This is a genomic window from Plesiocystis pacifica SIR-1 (assembly GCF_000170895.1).
GTDB lineage: Bacteria > Myxococcota_A > Polyangia > Nannocystales > Nannocystaceae > Plesiocystis > Plesiocystis pacifica.
In genome coordinates this window covers 89,374-108,333 of the sequence record NZ_ABCS01000022.1, presented here as the reverse complement: position 1 = coordinate 108,333, position 18,960 = coordinate 89,374, and the positions used below count along the sequence as shown (strand labels likewise).

General features: G+C 69.3%; 14 protein-coding genes and 1 pseudogene. 9 read left to right on the top strand and 6 right to left on the bottom strand.

All coding sequences use genetic code 11. From position 1 onward, the window contains the following. Positions 1-11 precede the first annotated feature (11 nt). Both PPSIR1_RS13950 and PPSIR1_RS13945 read right to left on the bottom strand, forming a co-directional pair. Positions 12-1,151, bottom strand: a complete 1,140-nt coding sequence (locus PPSIR1_RS13950; protein ID WP_157595530.1) for a hypothetical protein — start codon at positions 1,149-1,151, stop codon at positions 12-14. A gap of 12 nt (positions 1,152-1,163) precedes the next feature. Continuing rightward, positions 1,164-2,189, bottom strand: coding sequence for a hypothetical protein (locus tag PPSIR1_RS13945; protein ID WP_006971727.1), 1,026 nt, complete (start codon positions 2,187-2,189; stop codon positions 1,164-1,166). Positions 2,190-2,351: 162 nt separating this feature from the next. Here PPSIR1_RS13945 and PPSIR1_RS13940 point away from each other — a divergent pair, with 162 nt between their 5' ends. Next, positions 2,352-3,671, top strand: a complete 1,320-nt coding sequence (locus PPSIR1_RS13940; RefSeq protein WP_086001310.1) for an alpha/beta hydrolase family protein — start codon at positions 2,352-2,354, stop codon at positions 3,669-3,671. 7 nt (positions 3,672-3,678) lie between these two features. On the opposite strand, the gene PPSIR1_RS13935 is transcribed toward PPSIR1_RS13940, so the two are convergent. Both PPSIR1_RS13935 and PPSIR1_RS51210 read right to left on the bottom strand, forming a co-directional pair. Next, positions 3,679-5,664: a tetratricopeptide repeat protein gene (locus PPSIR1_RS13935; protein ID WP_006971725.1), complete on the bottom strand. Its 1,986-nt coding sequence runs from the start codon at positions 5,662-5,664 to the stop codon at positions 3,679-3,681. Positions 5,665-6,011: 347 nt separating this feature from the next. Next, a pseudogene (locus tag PPSIR1_RS51210) lies at positions 6,012-6,359 on the bottom strand (protein kinase domain-containing protein); the annotation flags it as partial. A 719-nt stretch (positions 6,360-7,078) separates the two neighbouring features. Between PPSIR1_RS51210 and PPSIR1_RS13920 the strand changes: the two are divergent. The 8 genes from PPSIR1_RS13920 (at position 7,079) to PPSIR1_RS13885 (ending at position 16,692) form a co-directional block, all read left to right on the top strand. Further along, positions 7,079-7,918, top strand: coding sequence for an energy transducer TonB (locus PPSIR1_RS13920; protein ID WP_006971722.1), 840 nt, complete (start codon positions 7,079-7,081; stop codon positions 7,916-7,918). Between the two features lie 74 nt (positions 7,919-7,992). Beyond that, positions 7,993-8,628 carry a MotA/TolQ/ExbB proton channel family protein gene (locus PPSIR1_RS13915; RefSeq protein ID WP_006971721.1) on the top strand — a complete coding sequence of 212 codons (636 nt, stop codon included), beginning with the start codon at positions 7,993-7,995 and terminating at the stop codon, positions 8,626-8,628. Next, on the top strand, positions 8,612-9,067 hold the full coding sequence (locus tag PPSIR1_RS13910; RefSeq protein WP_006971720.1) for an ExbD/TolR family protein: 456 nt from the start codon (positions 8,612-8,614) through the stop codon (positions 9,065-9,067). The genes PPSIR1_RS13915 and PPSIR1_RS13910 overlap by 17 nt, the downstream gene beginning before the upstream one ends. After that, on the top strand, positions 9,067-9,603 hold the full coding sequence (locus tag PPSIR1_RS13905) for an ExbD/TolR family protein (protein ID WP_006971719.1): 537 nt from the start codon (positions 9,067-9,069) through the stop codon (positions 9,601-9,603). The genes PPSIR1_RS13910 and PPSIR1_RS13905 overlap by 1 nt, the downstream gene beginning before the upstream one ends. Before the next feature lie 115 nt (positions 9,604-9,718). Then, a complete protein-coding gene (locus PPSIR1_RS13900) occupies positions 9,719-13,075 on the top strand; it encodes a TonB-dependent receptor (RefSeq protein ID WP_157595528.1) in 3,357 nt (1,118 codons plus the stop codon). A 280-nt stretch (positions 13,076-13,355) separates the two neighbouring features. Further along, a complete protein-coding gene (locus PPSIR1_RS13895) occupies positions 13,356-14,612 on the top strand; it encodes a hypothetical protein (protein WP_006971717.1) in 1,257 nt (418 codons plus the stop codon). An 83-nt stretch (positions 14,613-14,695) separates the two neighbouring features. Further along, positions 14,696-16,207: an MBL fold metallo-hydrolase gene (locus PPSIR1_RS13890; RefSeq protein WP_006971716.1), complete on the top strand. Its 1,512-nt coding sequence runs from the start codon at positions 14,696-14,698 to the stop codon at positions 16,205-16,207. Positions 16,208-16,245: 38 nt separating this feature from the next. Then, positions 16,246-16,692 carry a hypothetical protein gene (locus PPSIR1_RS13885; protein ID WP_006971715.1) on the top strand — a complete coding sequence of 149 codons (447 nt, stop codon included), beginning with the start codon at positions 16,246-16,248 and terminating at the stop codon, positions 16,690-16,692. Positions 16,693-16,710: 18 nt separating this feature from the next. Here the strand turns inward: PPSIR1_RS13885 and PPSIR1_RS13880 are convergent, their stop codons facing one another. Together PPSIR1_RS13880 and PPSIR1_RS13875 are read right to left on the bottom strand one after the other, a co-directional pair. Then, complete coding sequence (locus PPSIR1_RS13880; protein ID WP_006971714.1) at positions 16,711-17,244, bottom strand: DUF934 domain-containing protein; 534 nt, start codon at positions 17,242-17,244, stop codon at positions 16,711-16,713. Beyond that, positions 17,241-18,956 (bottom strand): nitrite/sulfite reductase, encoded by a 1,716-nt coding sequence (locus PPSIR1_RS13875; protein ID WP_006971713.1) that lies wholly within the window; start codon positions 18,954-18,956, stop codon positions 17,241-17,243. The genes PPSIR1_RS13880 and PPSIR1_RS13875 overlap by 4 nt, the downstream gene beginning before the upstream one ends. Positions 18,957-18,960: the final 4 nt, after the last annotated feature.

Sequence of the window (18,960 nt, the reverse complement as noted above, 5' to 3'; positions counted from 1 at the left end):
CTTCGCCCGGCTCACAGCGCTTCGACGTGGAGCAGGAAGGGCCCGAAGTCGCCGGGCCCGAAGCCGTCGACGCCGACGACGATCTTCTGCCCCTGCTCGAGGTCGAGCAGGAGGGTCGAGTCGGTGTCGAAGCCGCTGTCGTCGTTGCACACGAAGGGCGGGACCTCGCCGCACTCGGCGAGATCCCAAGCGTAGAGCACGGTGTCGAAGCTGCTGCCCTCGGTGGAGAAGCGGTACACGCCGTCGTCGGGGGCGACGAAGCGGTAGAGCTTCTCCGGCGCTCCGAAGCCGCCGCAGGCCGAGTCGAAGTTGTCTTCGAAGTTGCCGGTGTTGCCCTGGACGGTCTTGGGCAGGTTGCCCGGCCCGATGTTGGTCCACCAGCACGGGTTGGCCGGGACCTCGTTGACCTTGAGCTGGCCCGGGCCCTCGGCGAAGGCGTGGGCGCCCTCGACGGTCACGGTGATGGTCTCGCCGGCCTCGAGGTCGAGCTTGAGGCGCGAGGCGAGGCCGTTGAAGTTGTCGTTGCAGGCGAGCTCGGGCTCGCCGCACTCGCCCGGGTGGGCGTAGAGGACCGTGTCGAAGTCGCTGCCGTGGGTCCGGAAGCGGAAGGTCCCCGCCCACGGCGCGGTGAAGCGCAGCCGCCACTCGCGGGTCGCGGCGCTGGTGCAGCTGGCGTCGACCTGGTCGTCGAACTCGGTGGTGTCGAAGAAGAAGAAGGTCGGGAACTCGTCGCCCGCCCAGCTCTCGTCGAAGCAGGGGGGCGGCTCGCCGGTGGTGTCGGTGTCGGTGTCGGTGTCGGTGTCGGTGTCGGTGTCGGTGTCGGTGTCGGTCGAGTCGGTGCCGCTCGTATCGGTGTCGGTCGAGCTCTCGGAGCTCTCGGAGTCCTCCGAGCTCGACTCCGTGGTCTCGGTCGTCGACTCCTCGCCGCTCTCGCTGGTGGACTCGCCGGTGTCATCGGTGTCGTCGGTCGACTCGTCGGTGTCGTCTTCTGGACGGCCGCTGTCCGAGTCGGTCTCGCTAGACTCGTCATTGCCGACCTCGTCGCCGTGCTCCCCGCTGTCTTCCCCGCCGATCGGGCACCCGCCCAGGGCCACGCTCGTGAGCAGCGCGAGCACGGCCCGCGAGCGCGCGGTGTGGGGACGGTGTGGCATGGCCTACCGAAGCTAGAGCTCTTCGACGTTGAGCAGGAAGGGCCCAAAGTCACCAGCGCCAAAGCCGTCGACGCCGATGACGACCTTTTGCCCGCCCTCGAGATCGAGCAGCAGCTTCGAGCCCGTGTCGAAGCCGGCGTCGTCGTTGCATTGGAAGGGCGCCGCCTCGCCGCAGGCGTCGAGCTCCCACACGTAGAGCACGGTGTCGAAGCTGCTGCCGAAGGTGTCGAAGCTGTAGACGCCGGGGCCCGGGGCGACGAAGCGGTAGAGCTTCTCGGGCGCTCCTGCGCCGCCGCAGGCCGAGTCGAAGTGGTCCTCGAGGCCGGTGGTGTCGCCCTGGACGATCTTGGGCAGGCTCGGCGAGAGGTTGGTCCAGTCGCACTCGGCGGGCTCGAATTCGCTGATCTCGAGCTTGGCGAAGCCCTCGGCGAAGGCGTCGGCGCCCTCGACCGTCACGGTCACGACCTCGCCGGCTTCGAGGTCGAGGTGCAGGCGCGAGCTGAGGCCGATGTAGTTGTCGTTGCAGGCAAGCTCCTGCTCGCCGCACTCGCCCTCGTGGACGAACAAGGTCGTGTCGAAGTCGCTGCCCGAGGTGTCGAAGCGGAAGCTTCCGGTGCTCGGGGCGACGAAGCGCAGCCGCCATTCGCGGCTGTCTGCGGCGTCGTAGCAGCTGCCCTTGGTCTGGTCGTCGAACTCGGTGGTGTCGAAGAAGAAGGTCGCCGGGAGCTGATCACCGGACCAGCTCTCGTCCCAGCACGGAGGCGGATCGCCGGTGGTCTCTTCGTCTCCGACCTCGTCGTCCGTGGACGAGTCCCCGGTGGATTCGGAGCCGTCGTCAAAGCTCCCGTTGTCGCTGCTCGACCCGTCGTCTTCGCCGTCGCTGGACTCGTCGGTAGACGATTCGTCGGTCTCGTCGTCGTCGGTCTCGCTCTCGTCACCGAGGGTCTCGGCCGCTTCATCGCCGCCAACTTCGTCAGCGCTATCACCACTTTCGTCGTCACCAATCGGACAACCGCTCAGCGCCACGAGCAAGCTCATGGCTAGCGGAAGAGCCGATCCAATGCGCGACATACGAGGACAACCTAGCACACGAGAACCGCCGAATTTGGGATCCCAGCCTGAACTGAACGCCGTACTGGATACCCACATCTCGATACATGGCTACTTTTCTTTTCACCTCGAGGCTGTTTCAATGGCCGAATGAATCCGCGCGATTGCGATTGCTTACCGACATCTACCTACATCAATGGGCGTAAACTCCGACCCGTGTTCAAACGCGTGTCATGGAGTGCAGTGGTTGCTTTTGCACTCGTTGGCTCTGGTTGTCAGGACGACTCGGGATCCGACGACGAGGTCGCGGATTCCACGGATAGCTCTCAAAGCACATCTGAAACCGATACGGGAGAGACTACGGAGAGCACAGAGGAGTCCAGCGAGACCGGTGAGCCGGAACCCGTCGATTACCTGTCTCGCGGTGTGCATCCCGTTGGCAACATGGCTTTCGAACTAGCCGGTGAGGGAGACGCGCGCGACCTGAGCGTCGAGCTCTGGTACCCGGCGAGCGTCGACGCCAAGGCCGCGGCTGACATGGGCCAGGAGATCGCGTCCTTCGTGCCCGACGATCCGGACGCCGCGACCTTCGCCGGATTGCTCGCCGAGGCGCCTGCGGAGTGCGTGCGGAGCCAGACGATGAGCGCCCCCGCGCCCGCGAGCGCGCTCGTCGACATGGCCGAGCTCGGGGACTCGCTGCCGACGGTGGTGTTCTCCCACTGCCACGGGTGCACGCGCTTTTCGTCCTTCAGCCTCGCCGAGCACCTCGCCTCCCACGGCTTCTTGGTCGCGGCGGTCAACCACACCGGCAACACCCTGTTCGAGGCCCTCGACGAGACCCTGCTGCCCCTCGACGCCTCGACCCTGGACCTGCGCGCCGACGACGTCCGCCGGGTGATCGACGAGCTCCTGGACCCGGGCGCGGTCGAGCTCCCCGAGGCCCTCGTGGGCGTGGCCGACGAGCAGCGCCTGGGCGTGTTCGGGCACAGCTTCGGGGCGATCACCACGGGCAAGGTGCTCCAGGACGACGACCGGGCCATGGCCGGGGTAGCGATCGCGGCGCCCATCGAGAACCCGCTCTTGCCCGGGGTCACCATGGCGGCCATCGCCGAGCCCCTGGCGATGTTCGTGGCGATCGAGGACAACAGCATCACCGAGTTCGGCAACCAGGCGATCCGCACCAACTTCCAGATGGCGAACACGCCGGCGTGGAAGCTCGAGTTCGTCGACACCGGGCACTTCGCCTACTCCGACATGGCCGGGCTCTACGAGGGCTTCGCGGCGGGCTGCGGCGAGGGCGAGCGCCAGACCGACGGGACGCCCTTCACCTACCTCGACCCCTTCGTGGTCCGGGACCTGGCGGCGGGGCGGATCGCGGCCTTCTTCGCCATGCACCTGCTCGACGACGCGGACGCCCAGGCCCAGCTCGAGCAGGCCGATCCGCTGCTCGAGATCGAGGTCCGGCCCTGACAGGTTGCTAACCCGGCTCGCCGGCGAGCCAGCGCTCGACGGCCTCGGCCTGCGGCCCAAACTCGGCCTCGGCGTAGATCGCCCGAGCGCTCTGGGCGAGCTCGGTGGTCCGCGAGCTGGCGCCGTCGAGGCGGGTCAGGGTCCTGGCCAGGGCGAAGCGCAGCTCGGCCTCGTCGGGGCTCTGGGCCATGGACGCGGGCCAGTCGGCGAGGGCCGACTCGAGGGGCGCGCGGGCCTCGGAGAAGCGCTCGAGGGTGACGAGCATGCTGCCCACGCCCATGCGGGCCAGGACGCTCAGGGGCGCGCGGGGGCCCTTGGCGGCGCTGGTGAGGCGCTCGGCCTCGCGGTAGCTGGCCAGGGCCTCGCGCTCGCGGCCGTTGATCTGGTGATCGACCCCGAGGTTGAAGTGCAGCAGGCCGCGCATGGCCAGCTCGGCCTCGCCCTCGCGGTCGGCGAGCAGGCCCAGGGCCTCGCCGTAGTGCCGCGCCGCGGCCTCGGCCTCGCCGGCCTGGCTCTCGAGGTTGCCGAGGTTGAGCAGGTCGACGGCGAGCTGGCGCTCGGCCCCGCTGCCCTGGCTGAGCCGGGTGCGGCGCAGGGCGGCCGCGGCCTCGAGGGCCTCGCGGGCCTCGTCGGTGCGGCCCAGCTTCGTGAGCGCCTGGCCGCGGATGCCCAGGGGCGAGGCGGCGAGGGGGTGGCTGGGCCCGAGCTGGGCCTCGACGGTGCGCAGCGCTCGATCGGCGTGGCCCAAGGCCTGCTCGGGCTCGCCCCGTTCCAGGGCCACGCGCGCGGCCATGGCCAGGACCTGGGCGCGCGCGCTCTCGCGGCGGGGGTTGGCCTGGCTGTCGCCGAACTCGGCCTCGAGCTCGGTCAGCAGTTCGGCGGCGCGGTCGAGCTCGCCGGTGGCGCGGTAGGCCATGGCCAGGCTCGCGCGCTGTCGCAGGTGGCGGTGCCAGGGCGCGCCCACGCGCTCGACCAGGGCGCCCGCGTCCTCGAGGGTCTCGACGGCCTCGGGGGCGTGCCCGGGGAGCTCGCTGAGCACGTAGCCCAGGTCGATCTTGGCCCACGCGCGCAGGCCATCGGCGCCGATGCGCTCGGCGACCCGGGCCGCCTCGCGCAGCTGCGTCGCCGCCTCGGCGCCCTCGCCCACGAGCGAGTCGACCTCGGCGTCGACGATCAGCGCCTCGGCCAGCAGGGCCTTGGAGCTCGGGCGCTGGTCGAGCTGGTCGAGCTGCTCGGCGCCCGCGACCAGGTCGCGGGTCCGCGCGCGCAGGCTCGGGGAGCCGGCGGCGAGGGCTAGCCAGCGCAGCTGATCGAGCTCGGACACGAGGCCCCGGCTGCGCTCGTCCTGGGCCTGGCGGCTGAGCGCGACCTGGGCCGGGGCGTCGCCGAGGCAGGCGTCGGGATCGGGGAGCGCGACGAGGAAGTGCTCGGCCTCGAGCAAGGTGGGCGCGTCGGCCTCGCGCAGGACCTGGCCCAGGCCCTCGACGCGATCGAGCTGCTCCTCGAGGCAGGCGACGCGGGCCGTGTCCAGGGCCGTCTCGTGGCCGCCGTGGGCGTGGCGGAGCTCGCAGACCTCGGTCCGCGCCTCGACCCAGTCGCCCACCCAGATGCCGACGCCGCCCTCGACCTCGGCCCCGAGGGCCTTGGCCCAGGGCTGGCCGAGGCCGTCGAAGCGCGCGCGCAGCTCGGACCGGGCCTCGGCCCCGAGCTCGACCTGAGCCGGGTCGGCCACGTCGGCGCAGGGGTTGACCTGGCCCAGGCTCGGCACGGCGAAGCCGAGGGCCACGGCGCCGGCGACCAAGGTCGCGGCGGCGGCCGTCTGGGCCCGCCGGCGGCGTCGCGTGGGGTGGCGGTTGAGGGCGTCGAGGAGGGCGTCCATCGACGGGAAGCGATCGCGGGGGTCCGGGGACAGGCCGCGGAGGATGGCCCGCTTGAGCCAGCGGGGGACCGCGGCGGCGCTCTCCTTGGGGTACTCGATCTGCTTTTCGAACACCTTGTAGGCGAGCTGCTCCCGGGTCCGCGCCGGGAAGGGGTGGCGCCCGTAGACCGCCTCGAACAGGGCGACGCAGTAGGAGAACTGGTCGGACAGCTCGTCGGCGCTCTTGCGGTCGTGTGCTCCGGCGCCATGTAGCGCAGGGTGCCGATCAGCGAGCCGATTCGGTCAGCGGTCGTCCGTGGACAGGCCCAGGCCCTGAAGCTCTCGCTCAGGGGCGCCGAGGAGCAGGCGCCCTCGCCCTCGGCCTCTTCGGTCAGGCCGTCGCTGCTGACCGTGGGGTCCGGGTGGGCCCCCGAGATCCGCGCGATGCCGAAGTCGAGCACGCGCGCCTGCCCGTCCCAGCCGACGAGCACGTTCTCAGGCTTGAAGTCGCGGTGCACCACGCCCGCGACGTGGGCGGCGGCCAGGCCCCGGCCCGCGCCGATGAACACGGGCAAGGCCTCGCGCCAGGTCCGGTCGACGCGCAGCCACTCGCGCATGCTCTGGCCCTCGACGAGCTCCATGGCGATGTAGACCGCGCCGCGGTGCACGTCCGCCCCCCAGATCCGGACCACGCCGGGGTGGTCGAGGCGGGCGAGGGCCCGGGCCTCGCGGAGCAGCCGCTCGGACGCGCGCTTGCTCGGCGAGCGCAGCAGCTTGAGGGCGACCCGGCGCTCGAGGGTCGAGTCCCAGGCCTCGTAGACCACACCCATGGCCCCGCGCCCGAGCACGCTGCGGATCTGATAGCCGGCGAAGCGATCGCCGATGACGAAGCGCTTTTGCACCTCTTCCAGCTCGTCCCGGGTGACCGCCCCATCATCGGTGGCGGCCAGGGTCAGGCTGTTGCTGGCCGGGACGCTCGCGGCTTGAGCGCGACCGGTGGTCATGCTGTCGTCGAGCACGGCATCACGTTAGCAAAAAAAGGTGGCAGTGCGTGATTCACAACCTTCTCATATGCAGATTCATTGGTGCGTGCGCAAAGCGGCTCACGTGAGGCTTTTAACCCCTCCCAAATCACCCCGAGAGAGGCCTCTAGACCTCTAACGCAAGAATAACGGCCGGTCGGACGGTGTGCGATAACGCCCACCATGACCAATGAAAATGGCATTGTGCGCAGCAGCAGTGATTCCAAATAGGAACCCTGCGATGTGCGCAAACGTGGTTCTGAACGTGCGTTCGACGCACTGTTCTGCCCAATGTGTGAGCCAACTCGGTAGATCTTCGGTTGGGCTCCCTGGTGACCTCGACGTGACGTCAGCGTGATTCTCGTTTCAACCGGCCTGGGCGCTCGAAAGCCCCATCAGGCCGCGATCGTGACCGTTGAATGGAGTGAGAGGATAAACACCCCGAGATTTGGTCTTTTGTCCTTTGTGACAGTGGAGACACCAACAAGACACTGATGGGACACCACCCCAACCTATAAGCCGCCCCGGTGTTCGGCGGATTCGACCCGAGCGGCGACCCCAATGCGGGGTTCTTCGAGCGCAAGCGCTGGCAGTCAGCGCTGGGCGCGTTTCTCCTCGTCGGAGGGAGCCTGAGCTACGCCTTTTGGATGGCGAGCCTCGAGCCCGAGGTCGAGGAGCAAGAGGAGATCATCGACGCGGACCTCGCCGACATGCCGATGGAGGAGGAGCTCGAGGAGGAGGAGGAGCTCGAGGAAGAGCCCGAGCCCGAGCCTCCGCCGCCGGACCCGCCGCCGACCAACAAGCCGCAAAAGCGCAGCGCCGAGCCGACGCCTCAGCCGGAGATCGCCAACCCCGACTCCATGGATGACGCGCCGACCGAGGGCGAGGTCAACACCGAGGGCCCCGGCTACGGCGGCGGCGGCGGGGGCAACAACGCTGGCGGGGGCAAGGCCAAGGCGGCCGAAGAGCCCGAGGCGAAGCCCCCGGTTGAGAAGCCCAAGAAGACCAAGAAGAAAGAGCCGAAGATCAACCCGGACAAGCCGATCAAGCGGCCCGCCGACGCGACGGTGCCCAAGAAGATCGGGGGCAGCTCGCCCGTCTATCCGGCCGCGCTCAAGAAGCGCAACATCACCGGCAAGGTCAAGGTCAAGCTCGTCATCTACAAGGACGGCTCGGTCAAGGGCGCCAAGGTCCTGGCCAAGAGCAACTCCTTGCCCAAGGACGACCCCAACTTCGACAAGGCCAACAAGCTGTTCTTGAAGGCCGTCGCGGCGGCGGTCAAGACCTGGAAGTTCAAGCCTTCCACCTACAAGGGCAAGCCGATCACGGTCTACCTGACCATCACGGTGCCCTTCACCCTCAACTAGTTCGAAAGCCGAACCCCACCACACGCCCACTCGAGGAAGTCATGGAACTGGACCTTCTACACATCTGGGGAACGATGAGCATCCTGTCGAAGATCGTTGCGATCTCGCTGGTCGGGATGGCCGTCGGCAGCGTGTACGTCACCATCGAACGCATCTTCGTGCTGACCCGCGCGTTCAAGAGCTCCGCGACCTTCGCCAAGAAGAGCCGGCCGCTGCTCGAAGAGCTCGACCTCGGGAAGCTCGAGGAGCTGGCCAAGGGCAAGGAGTTCGAGAAGGCTCCCCTGGCCAAGCTGACCCGCATGGGACTCGCCGCCTACAACCGCCACGAGGGCGCCGAGGAGCGCCTCGAGTTCGCCCGCCGCGACCTCGAGCGTCGCCTCGACGAGGTCGGCTCCGAGGCCCGCAAGGGCATGGGCCTGCTGGCCTCCGTCGGCTCGACGGCCCCCTTCATCGGCCTGTTCGGCACGGTCATCGGCATCATCGTGGCCTTCACGGGCATCGCGGCGGCTGGCGGCGGCGGCATCGAGGCCGTCTCGGCCGGTATCGCCGAGGCGCTCATCGTGACCGCCATCGGCCTGGCCGTGGCCATCACCTCGGTGCTGATCTTCAACTACCTGTCCGCGCGCTTCGACAAGCTCGACATGGCGATGCAGCACGCCGCCGGTGAGCTCCTCGACCACCTGGAGGCTCACGATGGGCGTTCAGCTTGACGCCGGGGGCGGCGACAAAAAGGTCAAGCCCAACATCAACGTCACGCCGCTGGTCGACGTCGTCCTCGTCCTCCTGATCATCTTCATGTTGGTCATCCCCAACATGCAAGAGGGGGTGGCGGTGGAGCTGTTCAAGGCCAAGAACGCCGAGAAGGACGCCGACGACGCCGAGCCCGTCGTGGTCTCGGTGGCCCTGGGCGACGACCCGGACGAGGTCACCTATCACATCGGCGAGGACCAGGTGACCCGCGACGCGCTGGTGGCCACGCTCCAAGAGCTGCACGCCGCCGACCCGAGCCAGCACCTTTTGTTCCGCGGCGACTCGCGCATCCCCTACGGCAAGATCCGCGACGTGTTCCACGAGTGCCAGAACGTGGGCTTCGCCTACATCCAGCTGTCCGTGGGCGCCCAAAAAGAGAGCTGGGAGGAGGGCGCCTGATGGCCAAGAAGAAGAAAAAGGGCGGCGCGACCTTCCGCCGAAAGCCCAAAGCGGCGGTCAGCCCAGACATGAACGTCACGCCCCTCGTGGACGTGGTGCTCGTGCTGCTGATCATCTTCATGGTCATGGCGCCGGTGGTCAACGCCCACTACGTCGGGCGCCTGCCCCCGCCGGACGACAAGGACGAGGCCATCGCCGAGGCCAACCCCGACAACAAGCCGCTGGTGCTCCGCGTCGAGGGCGGGGCCAGCGAGGACGACCCCGTGGTGTTCAAGCTCGGCTCCGAGGTGCTGGCGTTCGAGGACGCCCCGACGCGCCTGGGCCGGATCATCTCCGGCCGCCCGGACAAGGTCGTCTACGTCGACTCCTCCGACGAGACCCCCTACGGCGAGGTCCTGCAGGCCATGAGCTTTGCGACCGACTCCGAGGACGTGGTCAACCAGCTCGTCGCCGAGAAGCTCGGCAAGCCCCAGGGCGAGCTCCCCCGCATCCGCGTGACCGCCGTGCTGGTCACCAAAGAGATCCCCGCCGACTAGCGCTCGCTAGCTCGTCCAACCCGACGCCGCCCTCCCGCTTCGCCCCACGAACCAGGAGATCGCGGCGCTTCGCTCATCCGCGCCTGGATGAGCCCGAAAACCGAGTGACACTCTCATGAAACGACATCGCAACTATGCGCGGTGGTGCTTCCTGCTGCCCGGATTGTTTGTCTGGGGCTCTGCGCCCGCGGTCCACGCGGCTCCGCCGGCCGACGACGACTTCGACTTCGAAGACGCGTCTGGCGAGGACGGTGGCGACGACGACTTCGACTTCTCGGACGAGTCCGAGGGCGGAGAGGACGGCGGCGACGAGCTGGAGATCGCGCCCGAGTCTGGCGAGGGCGAGGGCGACAGCATGGAGATCGCCGCCGACGGCGGGGACGCGCCAGCTGGTGAGGGGGGCGAGGACGACTGGGGGGACGAGGACGACTGGGGGGACGAGGGAGACGAGCTCAGCGAGGACTCGGAGTTCACCTTCGAGGACATCTCCGACGACGAGGAGGCCCTGGCCGAGGAGACCAAGGGCGACGAGGTCCAGGCCGAGGGCGTGACCGGCACCGTCACCGGCACGATCGCCAACGCCAAGGGCGAGCCCATGGACAGCGTGACCGTCAGCGCCGAGGGCACGGAGTTCCAGACGGGCTCGGGCATCGACGGCAGCTACGAGCTCAAGCTGCCGCCTGGCACCTACACCCTCGTCTTCACCAAGGACCTGTTCAAGACCGTCACGATCCCCGACGTGGTCGTGGTCGAGAGCGAGGCCGTGACCCAGCCCGTCGAGATCGTGCCCATGGCCGGCGTCATGGAGACCTTCGTGGTCGAGGACGACCTCAACCTCGAGGCCGAGGGCGCCCTCGACGAGGCCCGCAAGCAAAAGAGCACGGTCAACGACGGCATCGACGCCTCCGAAATCAGCAAGTCCGGCGGCGGCAAGGTCTCGAGCGTGGCGGTGCGCATCGTCGGCGCGACCGTGGTCGACGGCCGCTACCTGTTCGTCCGCGGTCTGGGCCACCGCTACGGCAACACCTTGCTCGACGGCGCCCGGGTGCCCAGCCCCGAGCCCGAGCTGCGCACGGTCCCGCTGGACGTGTTCCCCTCGGGGGCGCTGTCGGCCATCAACGTGCAAAAGACCTTCTCGCCCGACGTCCCCGGCGACTTCGCCGGCGGCTCGACGCAGTTCGTGACCCGCGAGGCGCCCTCGGAGGCGACGATCAGCCTGGGCGTCGCGGCGGGCGTGAACACCAACACGACCTTCCAGGAGATGGCCACGGACGCGGGCTACGGCCTGCAGGACTTCTTCGCCGCTGGCAACGGCCCTCGCGGCGTGCCGGGCAGCTTCCCGGGCACCGAGCCCGTCGGCAAGGGCGCGATCAACAGCGCGCTGACCCAGCGCTGGACCGACGCCGAGATCGAGGCCCAGGGCGAGGCCCTCGACACCCGGACCAAGATCATCCGCAGCGGCAACGCCCCGGCCAACATGAGCTTCAAGCTCAGCGGCGGCAACAGCTGGAGCTTCAACGACCGCGGCGGCAAGTTCGGCGTCCTGTTCGCGGGGGCCTACGGCAACAAGCACCAGACCAACCGCGAGCTCGTGCGCCAGTACGGCATCGACGGGGACGAGATCTCGCTGTCCCAGCCGCGCGTCGACCTCGACTCCTTCAAGACGGTCTACACGACCAACTACAACGGCCTGCTCAAGCTCCAGCTCGACGCCAACAGCGACAACCGCTTCGCGCTGACCACCCTCTACGCCCGCGAGGCCCGGGACGAGACCCGGGACATGTACGGCACGGCCTACAGCGTCGCCGGCCTCGACCCGCTCAACTACACGCGCCAGCGCTACACCATGAACGGGATCTTGTTCACCCAGCTCACGGGCAAGCACAAGATCCAGGGCGCGACCAACGTCGAGATCGACTACTTCGGCTCCTACTCCCAGGCTCGCCGCGACGACCCGTCCATGCGCGAGATGGTCTACCGCTACAACGCGGGCGGGGACTACTACGCCATCGACAACTCCCTGGGGCCCACGGGCAACCAGCTGTTCCTGGGCCTGACCGACAACAACGAGAACGCCGGGCTCAACTTCGCCTTCCCCTTCCGCCAGTGGAAGGGCCTGGACGGGCGCTTCGAGATGGGCGCGTGGGTCGACGCCAAGCAGCGGACCTTCACGGCCCAGCGCTTCGACTTCGCCTACGCCGGCGGCCTCGAGGGCTCGATCCCCACGGGCACGGACAACCCCATCAACCCCGACACCATCGGCGGGGGCACCTCGGCGGCCCTCGGGGGCACGCAGGTGTTCACGCTCTTCGATCGCCTGCGCGAGCAGGACAGCTACACGGCGTGGTCGCGCAACGTCGCCGGCTACGCCAGCTTGGACCTGCCCTTCGTCTCGTGGCTCAAGTTCACGGGCGGCGTCCGGCTCGAGTCCAACGTCATCTCCGTCGAGCCCTTCAACCTCTACGATCCCTCCGAGGACCTCGAGGAGAGCATCGGCATCGGCGGCGCGCGCCTGGTCGACCTCGACTGGCTCCCGGCGGCCGCGCTGATCTTCTCGCCGGCCATGCCCGAGGGCGCCGGCGACCTCAACATCCGCGTGGGCGGGAGCCGCACGGTGGCCCGCCCCGAGTTCCGCGAGCTCGCGCCCTTCCAGTTCCGCGACTACGTCGGCGGGTTCTCGAAGCAGGGCTTCACCGGGCTGCGCTCGACCAAGATCTGGAACGCCGACCTGCGCGTCGAGTGGTTCCCGCGCAAGTCCGAGGTCATCGCGCTCAGCGGCTTCTTCAAGCAGTTCAAGGACCCCATCGAGGAGGTCGTGGGCGCCAGCGACAACCCCTCGGCGTCCTTCGCCAACGCCGAGGGGGCGATCAACGGGGGCTTCGAGCTCGAGCTCCGCAAGTCCCTGGACTTCATGGCGCCCAAGGACAACGAGGCCGCGCGCGGGGTCCTCGAGGACCTGTCGATCGGGGCCAACTTCGCCTACATCTACTCCCGGGTCGAGCTGGGCGCGCCCTGCTACCTGCCGGGCACGCCCTCGACCATCGAGGGCGCGGTCCCCGACGAGAGCTGCCGACCCCAGTATCAGGTGTCCACGAGCCGCTCGCGCCCCCTCCAGGGCCAGTCGCCGTGGATCATCAATGCCTACCTCGACTACGACAATTCGGATAGCGGAACCAGCGCGCGTTTGATGTACAACGCCTTCGGTCCCTACATTGCGCAGGTCCAGGGCCTGGGCCTGCCGGACACCTACCAGCGCCCGATGCACCAGATCGACGTGACCGCGTCGCAGCGCCTATTCGCCTACAAGCGCAACGCGTGGGGCGATCTGCGCCACCAGCTGCTGCTCGATCTCGAGGTCCAGAACCTGATCAACACCCGCGAGCGGCGCACGCTCGGCCTCGGCGACGGTCCGGTGGTCTACGACACGCGGGACGGCGTGGGCATCAAGCTCGGCCTGACCTGGAAGTACTGAAGCGCTCCGCCTTCGAGGGGGCTGGACAGTCCCGGCGCCGAGCGATTCGGTGTCGGGACCGTTTCAATTTGCGCAGCAGGCGTTGTCGGCCGATCTCGTTATCGACACAGGCTTTGAGGGACGGCATGGGTCACTGTCCAAATTGGCGCTCGTAACACAAGCTTCGCTCGGCGTTGGGTTATTCGTCACACTCGAGGGATACCAACCGCGCGTACAGGAGCTTCCCCCCATGACGCGAGTTTTCCGGATTCTGACCATTCCTTCCCTCCTCTGCGCCCTGGTGGCGACCACCGGTTGCCCCTCGGACGACGGCGGTGAGGACGAGGCCGGCGAGACCGCTGGCGACGAGGTCGGCGGCGATCTCGTCGAGGTCAACGCCGACATCAACGAGGACACCACGTGGACCGCGGACAAGATCTACGTCCTGACCAGCGAGATCTACGTCAACGGCGCGACCTTGACCATCGAGCCTGGCACCCTGGTGCGCGGCGCCTCTGGCTCGGCGCTGATCATCGAGAAGGACGCGATGCTCGTGGCCGACGGCACCGCCGACGAGCCCATCGTGTTCACCTCGAACAACATCGGCAACAGCCCCACCTCGGGTGACTGGGGCGGCCTGGTGCTCCTGGGCACCGCCGGCATCAACCTCGCCGGCGGCATCGGCCAGGCCGAGGGCTTCACCAACCCCCCCGAGTACGGCGGCGGCGAGAGCCCCGACACCGCCCACAACTGCGGCACCCTCCGCTACGTGCGCGTCGAGTACGCGGGCTTCGCCATCTCCGAGGGCAACGAGCTCAACGGCATCACCTTCTTCGCCTGCGGCACCGACACCACCGTCAGCTACGTCCAGTCCCACATGGGCCTCGACGACGGCATCGAGATGTTCGGCGGTGGCTTTGACGCCGACCACATCGTCGTGACCGGCGCCAACGACGACTCCCTCGACATGGACCAGGGCTTCCAGGGCCGCGTCCAGCACGTGTTCATCCACCAAAACCCCGAGGTCGGCGACAACTGCTTCGAGGTCTCGAACCAGGGCACGGACTTCGCCGCGACCCCCAAGACCAACCCCGAGATCTGCAACGCGACCTGCGTGGGCTCCGGCTCCACCGGTGAGAAGAGCAAGGGCCTGACCATCAAGGAAGGCACCCACGGCAGCTGGTACGCCAGCATCTTCACCAACGCGACCAACGAGGCGACCAACCTCTCCGACGACGCCACCGCCGACGAGGCCGTCGCGGGCAACATCGCCATCGAGAACAACATCTTCGTCGCCAACCTCGGCGCGACCGAGCACGCCTCGGGCTCGGACACCGTGCCCGCCGCGGACTGGGCGGCCTGGATCGCCGATGCGGCCCGCGCCAACCTGACCGACGACCCCGGCCTGGCCAGCGCCGACTGGGGCGCCCCCAACCCGATGCCCGCCAACGACGTGACCGGCAACGGCATGGGCTGCGACGGCACCAGCTACATCGGCGCCGTCGACCCGGCGGGCGAGGACTGGACCGCCGCGAGCTGGATCAACTACGTCCCCTGAGTCCAACTCGGGCAGTAGCCAGCAGGGAGGGCGGAGCTTCGGCTCCGCCCTTTTTCTCTGGTTGGCGTTTATGATCGCCGCCCGTGCTCGAGGCGACTTTTCTGGGCCACCAAGGCTGGCTGTTTGCGACCGCCGAGACCCGCGTGCTGGTGGACCCGCTGCTCACGGAGGGCTTCGGCCACGGGGGCCTGCTCGGCCGGGTGTACCCGCCGCGGCGCGTGGACCTGGGCGCCGCCCCGGCCGTCGACGCCGTCGTCTTGACCCACGAGCACGACGATCACTTCGACCTGCCCTCCCTCGACCGCATCGCCCGCGAGGTGCCCGTCCACCTGGCGGCGCGGAGCTCGAGGGCGGCCTTCGAGATCCTCGACGCCATGGGCTTTTCGGTCACGCCGCTGCCGCCGGACTCGGAGCTGCGGATCGGCGATCTCACCCATCGCACCTACCGCGCGGACCATCGCCAGTCGGCCCAGGGAGACGAGTGGGAGGTGTCCCCCTACGCGCTGACCGACGCCGAGGGGCACTGCGTGTTCTCGACCGTCGACCTGCCCCTGCGCCCCGAGCTGATCGCGGCCGCGAGCGCGAGCGCGGGCCGGCCTCAGCTGTGGATCCACGCCAACAACCTGAGCCGCACGCCGATCCCCGGGGCGCAGGCGGAGGACGCGAGCGAGCGGAGCCTGTGCGCGGCCGAGCTGCTCCGCCGGCGGGCGAGCGTGACGGGGCTGTGGGCGGAGCCGCTGTTGACGGCGGTGGTGGGCGGCGGCTGGAGCTTCCCGGGGGCGCGGGCGTGGATGAACGCCGGGGCCTTCCCGGTCAGCTGCGAGCAGCTCGCGGGGGCGGTCGAGGGGGTCCACGGGCGAGCGGGGTCGCCCGCAGCCGTCGCGCCCACGCCGGGCTATCGCGTCCGCTTTGATCAGGGGCGCCTGGCCTCGCAGACCCGGGCGGGCTGGATCGCCGACGCTGCAACGAGCTGGCCCGCGCGGGAGGACGGACCTCCTCCGGATCCGGAAGCGCTCCTCCCCGGCGCGCTGCGGGACGCCGAAGCCGCGGGCGCCCCGGCGACCCGCCGCCTCGAGCGTGAGGCCCTGGCCGAGGCCCTGCTCGTCGAGCTCGACGACCTCGCGGCCTACCTCTACGGCGGCCCCGTGTTTCGGGCGATCTACTCCGCGCCGCTGACCGACGCCAAGGGCCGGCGGATGAGCTTTTGCTTCGCCCTGCGCGTCGACGAGGACGGGCCGCCCCTGGTCTTCGCCTACACCCCCCAAGCCTGCGCCTTCACCCGCGAGCGATCCCGCGAGGCCGAGTGGGGGACGCCGCGAGAGCGCTACGCCTCGGGCTTCGAATGCTGGGCCGAGGACCTGCTCGCGCTCTTGCGCGGCGACATCGGCCCGACGGCGCTGTGCTACGCCGGGCGCCTGCGCCACTGGAACCACGGGGCTGGCTCGAAGGTGGGCCTGCGCGTGGATCCGGCCATGCTGTGGACCTTTTGCAACCCCCTGCGTCGGCCGCTGGCGACGGCCCGGCTCTACGCCCGACTGCTCGCGCAGATCGAAGCGCGCGGACGCTCGGGGCCGCGCGTGCGCGCGCGTTCCTGACCGAGGGCCCCCTGTTGGGCCCCTGCTACCCTGGGACGATGGAGCCCCTGCTTCGTGTCGAAGATGGTGACGCCTGGATCGTCGTCGACACGCGCGAGCTGCCGCTGCTCTCGGTTCGCTGGGGCCGCGTGATGACCGTGCCCTTGGTCGAGCAATTCTTTGCGACGCAGCGGGCCTTGCTGACCGAGCTCGGCGAGCAGGGGCGGACGATCGTGGTCATCTCCGACGCGCTCGAGGCCGAGAACCCTCGCGGGGTCGTGCGCCGCCAGCTGTTGCGCGAGACCCTGCGCCTGCGCCCCTTCCTGCATCCGGTGTGCATCGCGGACGCCGTGGTCACGACCAACCCGCTCGTGCGCACGGTCGTCAACATGGCGCGGCGACTCGACCGCGAGTTTCACAGGGTGGAGACCTTCGAGAGCCTCGAGGAGGCCCGCGCGTGGGGGCTGGAGCAGGTGGCGCGCCATCGGAGCGCCACGAGCTCCTGACACAGACAGAGGCTGGGCTCAGAAGGCCCGGCGGCGGTACAGCGGCCGCGGCTCGTCCACGGCGCCCTGGTAGGTCACCGTGAACGCCTGGAGCGTGCGCAGGCCCGTGGCCAGGGACTTGCCCGCCTTGAGCTCGAAGCTCGTGTAGCCGCAGCGGCGCATGTAGAACAGCTGATCGGGCAGCACGTCGCCGAAGGCCCGGAGCTCGCCGGTGAAGCCCTCGCGCTCGCGCAGCAAGCGGGCCAGGCTGTAGTGGCGGCCGTCGGTGAACTTGGGCACCTCGATGGCGACGAGTTCGGGGTGGGCGTCGCCGAGCAGGCCCTCGGGCTCGGCGTCTCCGGGCACGCGCAGGCCCACGCGCAGGCCGGCCGCGCGGGCTTCGGCGTAGCGCCGGGGACCCACGATGACCGCGGGGGCCTCGTCGGGGCTGGGCAGGGCCTCGTCGTCGGCGACCGAGCGCCACTCGTCGAGGACGATGGCCGGGCGGCCGTCGAGGATGGCGAGCACGCAGGGCGCGTCGGCGCTGGGCAGGCGGAGGATCGAGTCGCTCATCGTGCGGCCTTGTCGGTGTTGGAGTAGAGCCGGGCCTTGAACGGCCCGAAGCCCGCCCGGCGGACGTAGTCGAGGAAGCGCTCGTCGGCGGACTCGCGCTCGTCGATGTAGGTCCGCAGCACCGTGTCCACCGCGTCGATGATCTCGCTGCTGGGGAAGGCCGGCCCGAGGATCTTGCCGAGCGAGGCGTCGTCCGAGGACGAGCCGCCGAGCATGAGCTGGTAGAACTCCTCGCCCTGCTTGTCGATGCCGAGGATGCCGATGTTGCCGACGTGGTGGTGGCCGCAGGCGTTGATGCAGCCCGAGATGTTGAGGCTGATCTCGCCCAGGTCGTGGAGGTAGTCGAGGTCCTCCATGTGCTCGGTGATCCGCGTGGCCACGGGGATCGAGCGGGCGTTGGCGAGGTTGCAGTAGTCGAGGCCGGGGCAGGCGATGATGTCGGTCACCTTGCCGACGTTGGCCTCGGCCAGGTCGAGGCCCGAGAGCTTGGCGTGGACCTCGGGCAGGCGCTCGAGCACCACGTCGGGCAGGACCAGGTTCTGGTCGTGGGTCACGACGATCCGGCCAAAGCCGAATTCGTCGGCCAGGTCGGCGATCAGCTCCATCTGCTCGCTGGTCGCGTCCCCGGGCGGCTTGCCCTTGGGCTTGAGCGAGACCGTGACGATGGCGTAGCCGGGGACCCGGTGCGGGGTGACGTTGCTGGCGACCCAGCGCCCGAGGGCGCGGTCGGGGCCCAGGCGCCACGCGGCCAGGCGCAGGTCGTCGTCGGCGAGGGTCCGGGGGCCGCCGTCTTTGCCGGTGAAGCGCTCGTAGTCCGGGGACGAGAAGAACACCGCGACGCGCTCGAACTCCTCGTCGGTCAGGCGCATCACGCCGTCGCGGATCTTCTCCCACTCCTCGTCGACCTGGCGGCGGAACTCCTCGATGCCCAGGGCGCCGACGAGGATCTTGATGCGCGCCTTGTACTTGTTGTCGCGCCGCCCGTGGCGGTTGTAGACGCGCAGGATCGCCTCGAGGTAGCTGAGCAGGTGCTCGCGGGGCAGGGCCTCGCGGCACACCTCGGCGATGCGCGGGGTCCGGCCCAGGCCGCCGCCGACGAGGATCTGGCAGGCCGTCGCGCCCGACTGTTCTGGGTCGGGGATGATGCGCACGCCGATGTCGTGGACCCGGACCGCGGCGCGGTCGGCCGTGGGCGCCCCGGTCACCGCGATCTTGAACTTGCGCGGCAAGAAGGCGAACTCGGGGTGGAAGGTCGACCACTGGCGGATCAGCTCGCAGTAGACCCGCGGGTCCTCGAGCTCGTCCCGCGAGACCCCGGCGAAGTGGTCGGAGGTCGTGTTGCGGATGCAGTTGCCGCTGCTCTGGATCGCGTGCATCTCGACGGACGCGAGCTCGTCGAGGATCGTCGGCACGTCGTGGAGGCGCGGCCAGTTGTATTGGATGTTCTGGCGCGTCGAGAAGTGGCCGTAGCCGCGGTCGTACTTCTCGGCGATCTCGGCGAGCTTGCGCAGCTGCTTGCTGGCGAGCAGGCCGTAGGGGATCGAGACCCGCAGCATGTAGGCGTGCAGCTGCATGTAGAGCCCGTTTTGCAGGCGCAGCGGCTTGAACTCGTCTTCGCTGATCTCCCCGCTGAGGCGGCGGGCGACCTGATCGCGGAACTGCGCCGCGCGCTGCTCGACGATGGCTTTGTCGTAGGCGTCGTACTGGTACATGACG

Bases quoted from the DNA above. Each gene is read 5' to 3' on its own strand.
- PPSIR1_RS13950 (WP_157595530.1), bottom strand. From the start codon at position 1,151: ATGCCACACCGTCCCCACACCGCGCGCTCGCGGGCCGTGCTCGCGCTG.
- PPSIR1_RS13945 (WP_006971727.1), bottom strand. From the start codon at position 2,189: ATGAGCTTGCTCGTGGCGCTGAGCGGTTGTCCGATTGGTGACGACGAA.
- PPSIR1_RS13940 (WP_086001310.1), top strand. From the start codon at position 2,352: ATGAATCCGCGCGATTGCGATTGCTTACCGACATCTACCTACATCAAT.
- PPSIR1_RS13915 (WP_006971721.1), top strand. From the start codon at position 7,993: ATGAGCATCCTGTCGAAGATCGTTGCGATCTCGCTGGTCGGGATGGCC.
- PPSIR1_RS13910 (WP_006971720.1), top strand. From the start codon at position 8,612: ATGGGCGTTCAGCTTGACGCCGGGGGCGGCGACAAAAAGGTCAAGCCC.
- PPSIR1_RS13905 (WP_006971719.1), top strand. From the start codon at position 9,067: ATGGCCAAGAAGAAGAAAAAGGGCGGCGCGACCTTCCGCCGAAAGCCC.
- PPSIR1_RS13900 (WP_157595528.1), top strand. From the start codon at position 9,719: ATGAAACGACATCGCAACTATGCGCGGTGGTGCTTCCTGCTGCCCGGA.
- PPSIR1_RS13885 (WP_006971715.1), top strand. From the start codon at position 16,246: ATGGAGCCCCTGCTTCGTGTCGAAGATGGTGACGCCTGGATCGTCGTC.
- PPSIR1_RS13880 (WP_006971714.1), bottom strand. From the start codon at position 17,244: ATGAGCGACTCGATCCTCCGCCTGCCCAGCGCCGACGCGCCCTGCGTG.
- PPSIR1_RS13875 (WP_006971713.1), bottom strand. From the start codon at position 18,956: ATGTACCAGTACGACGCCTACGACAAAGCCATCGTCGAGCAGCGCGCG.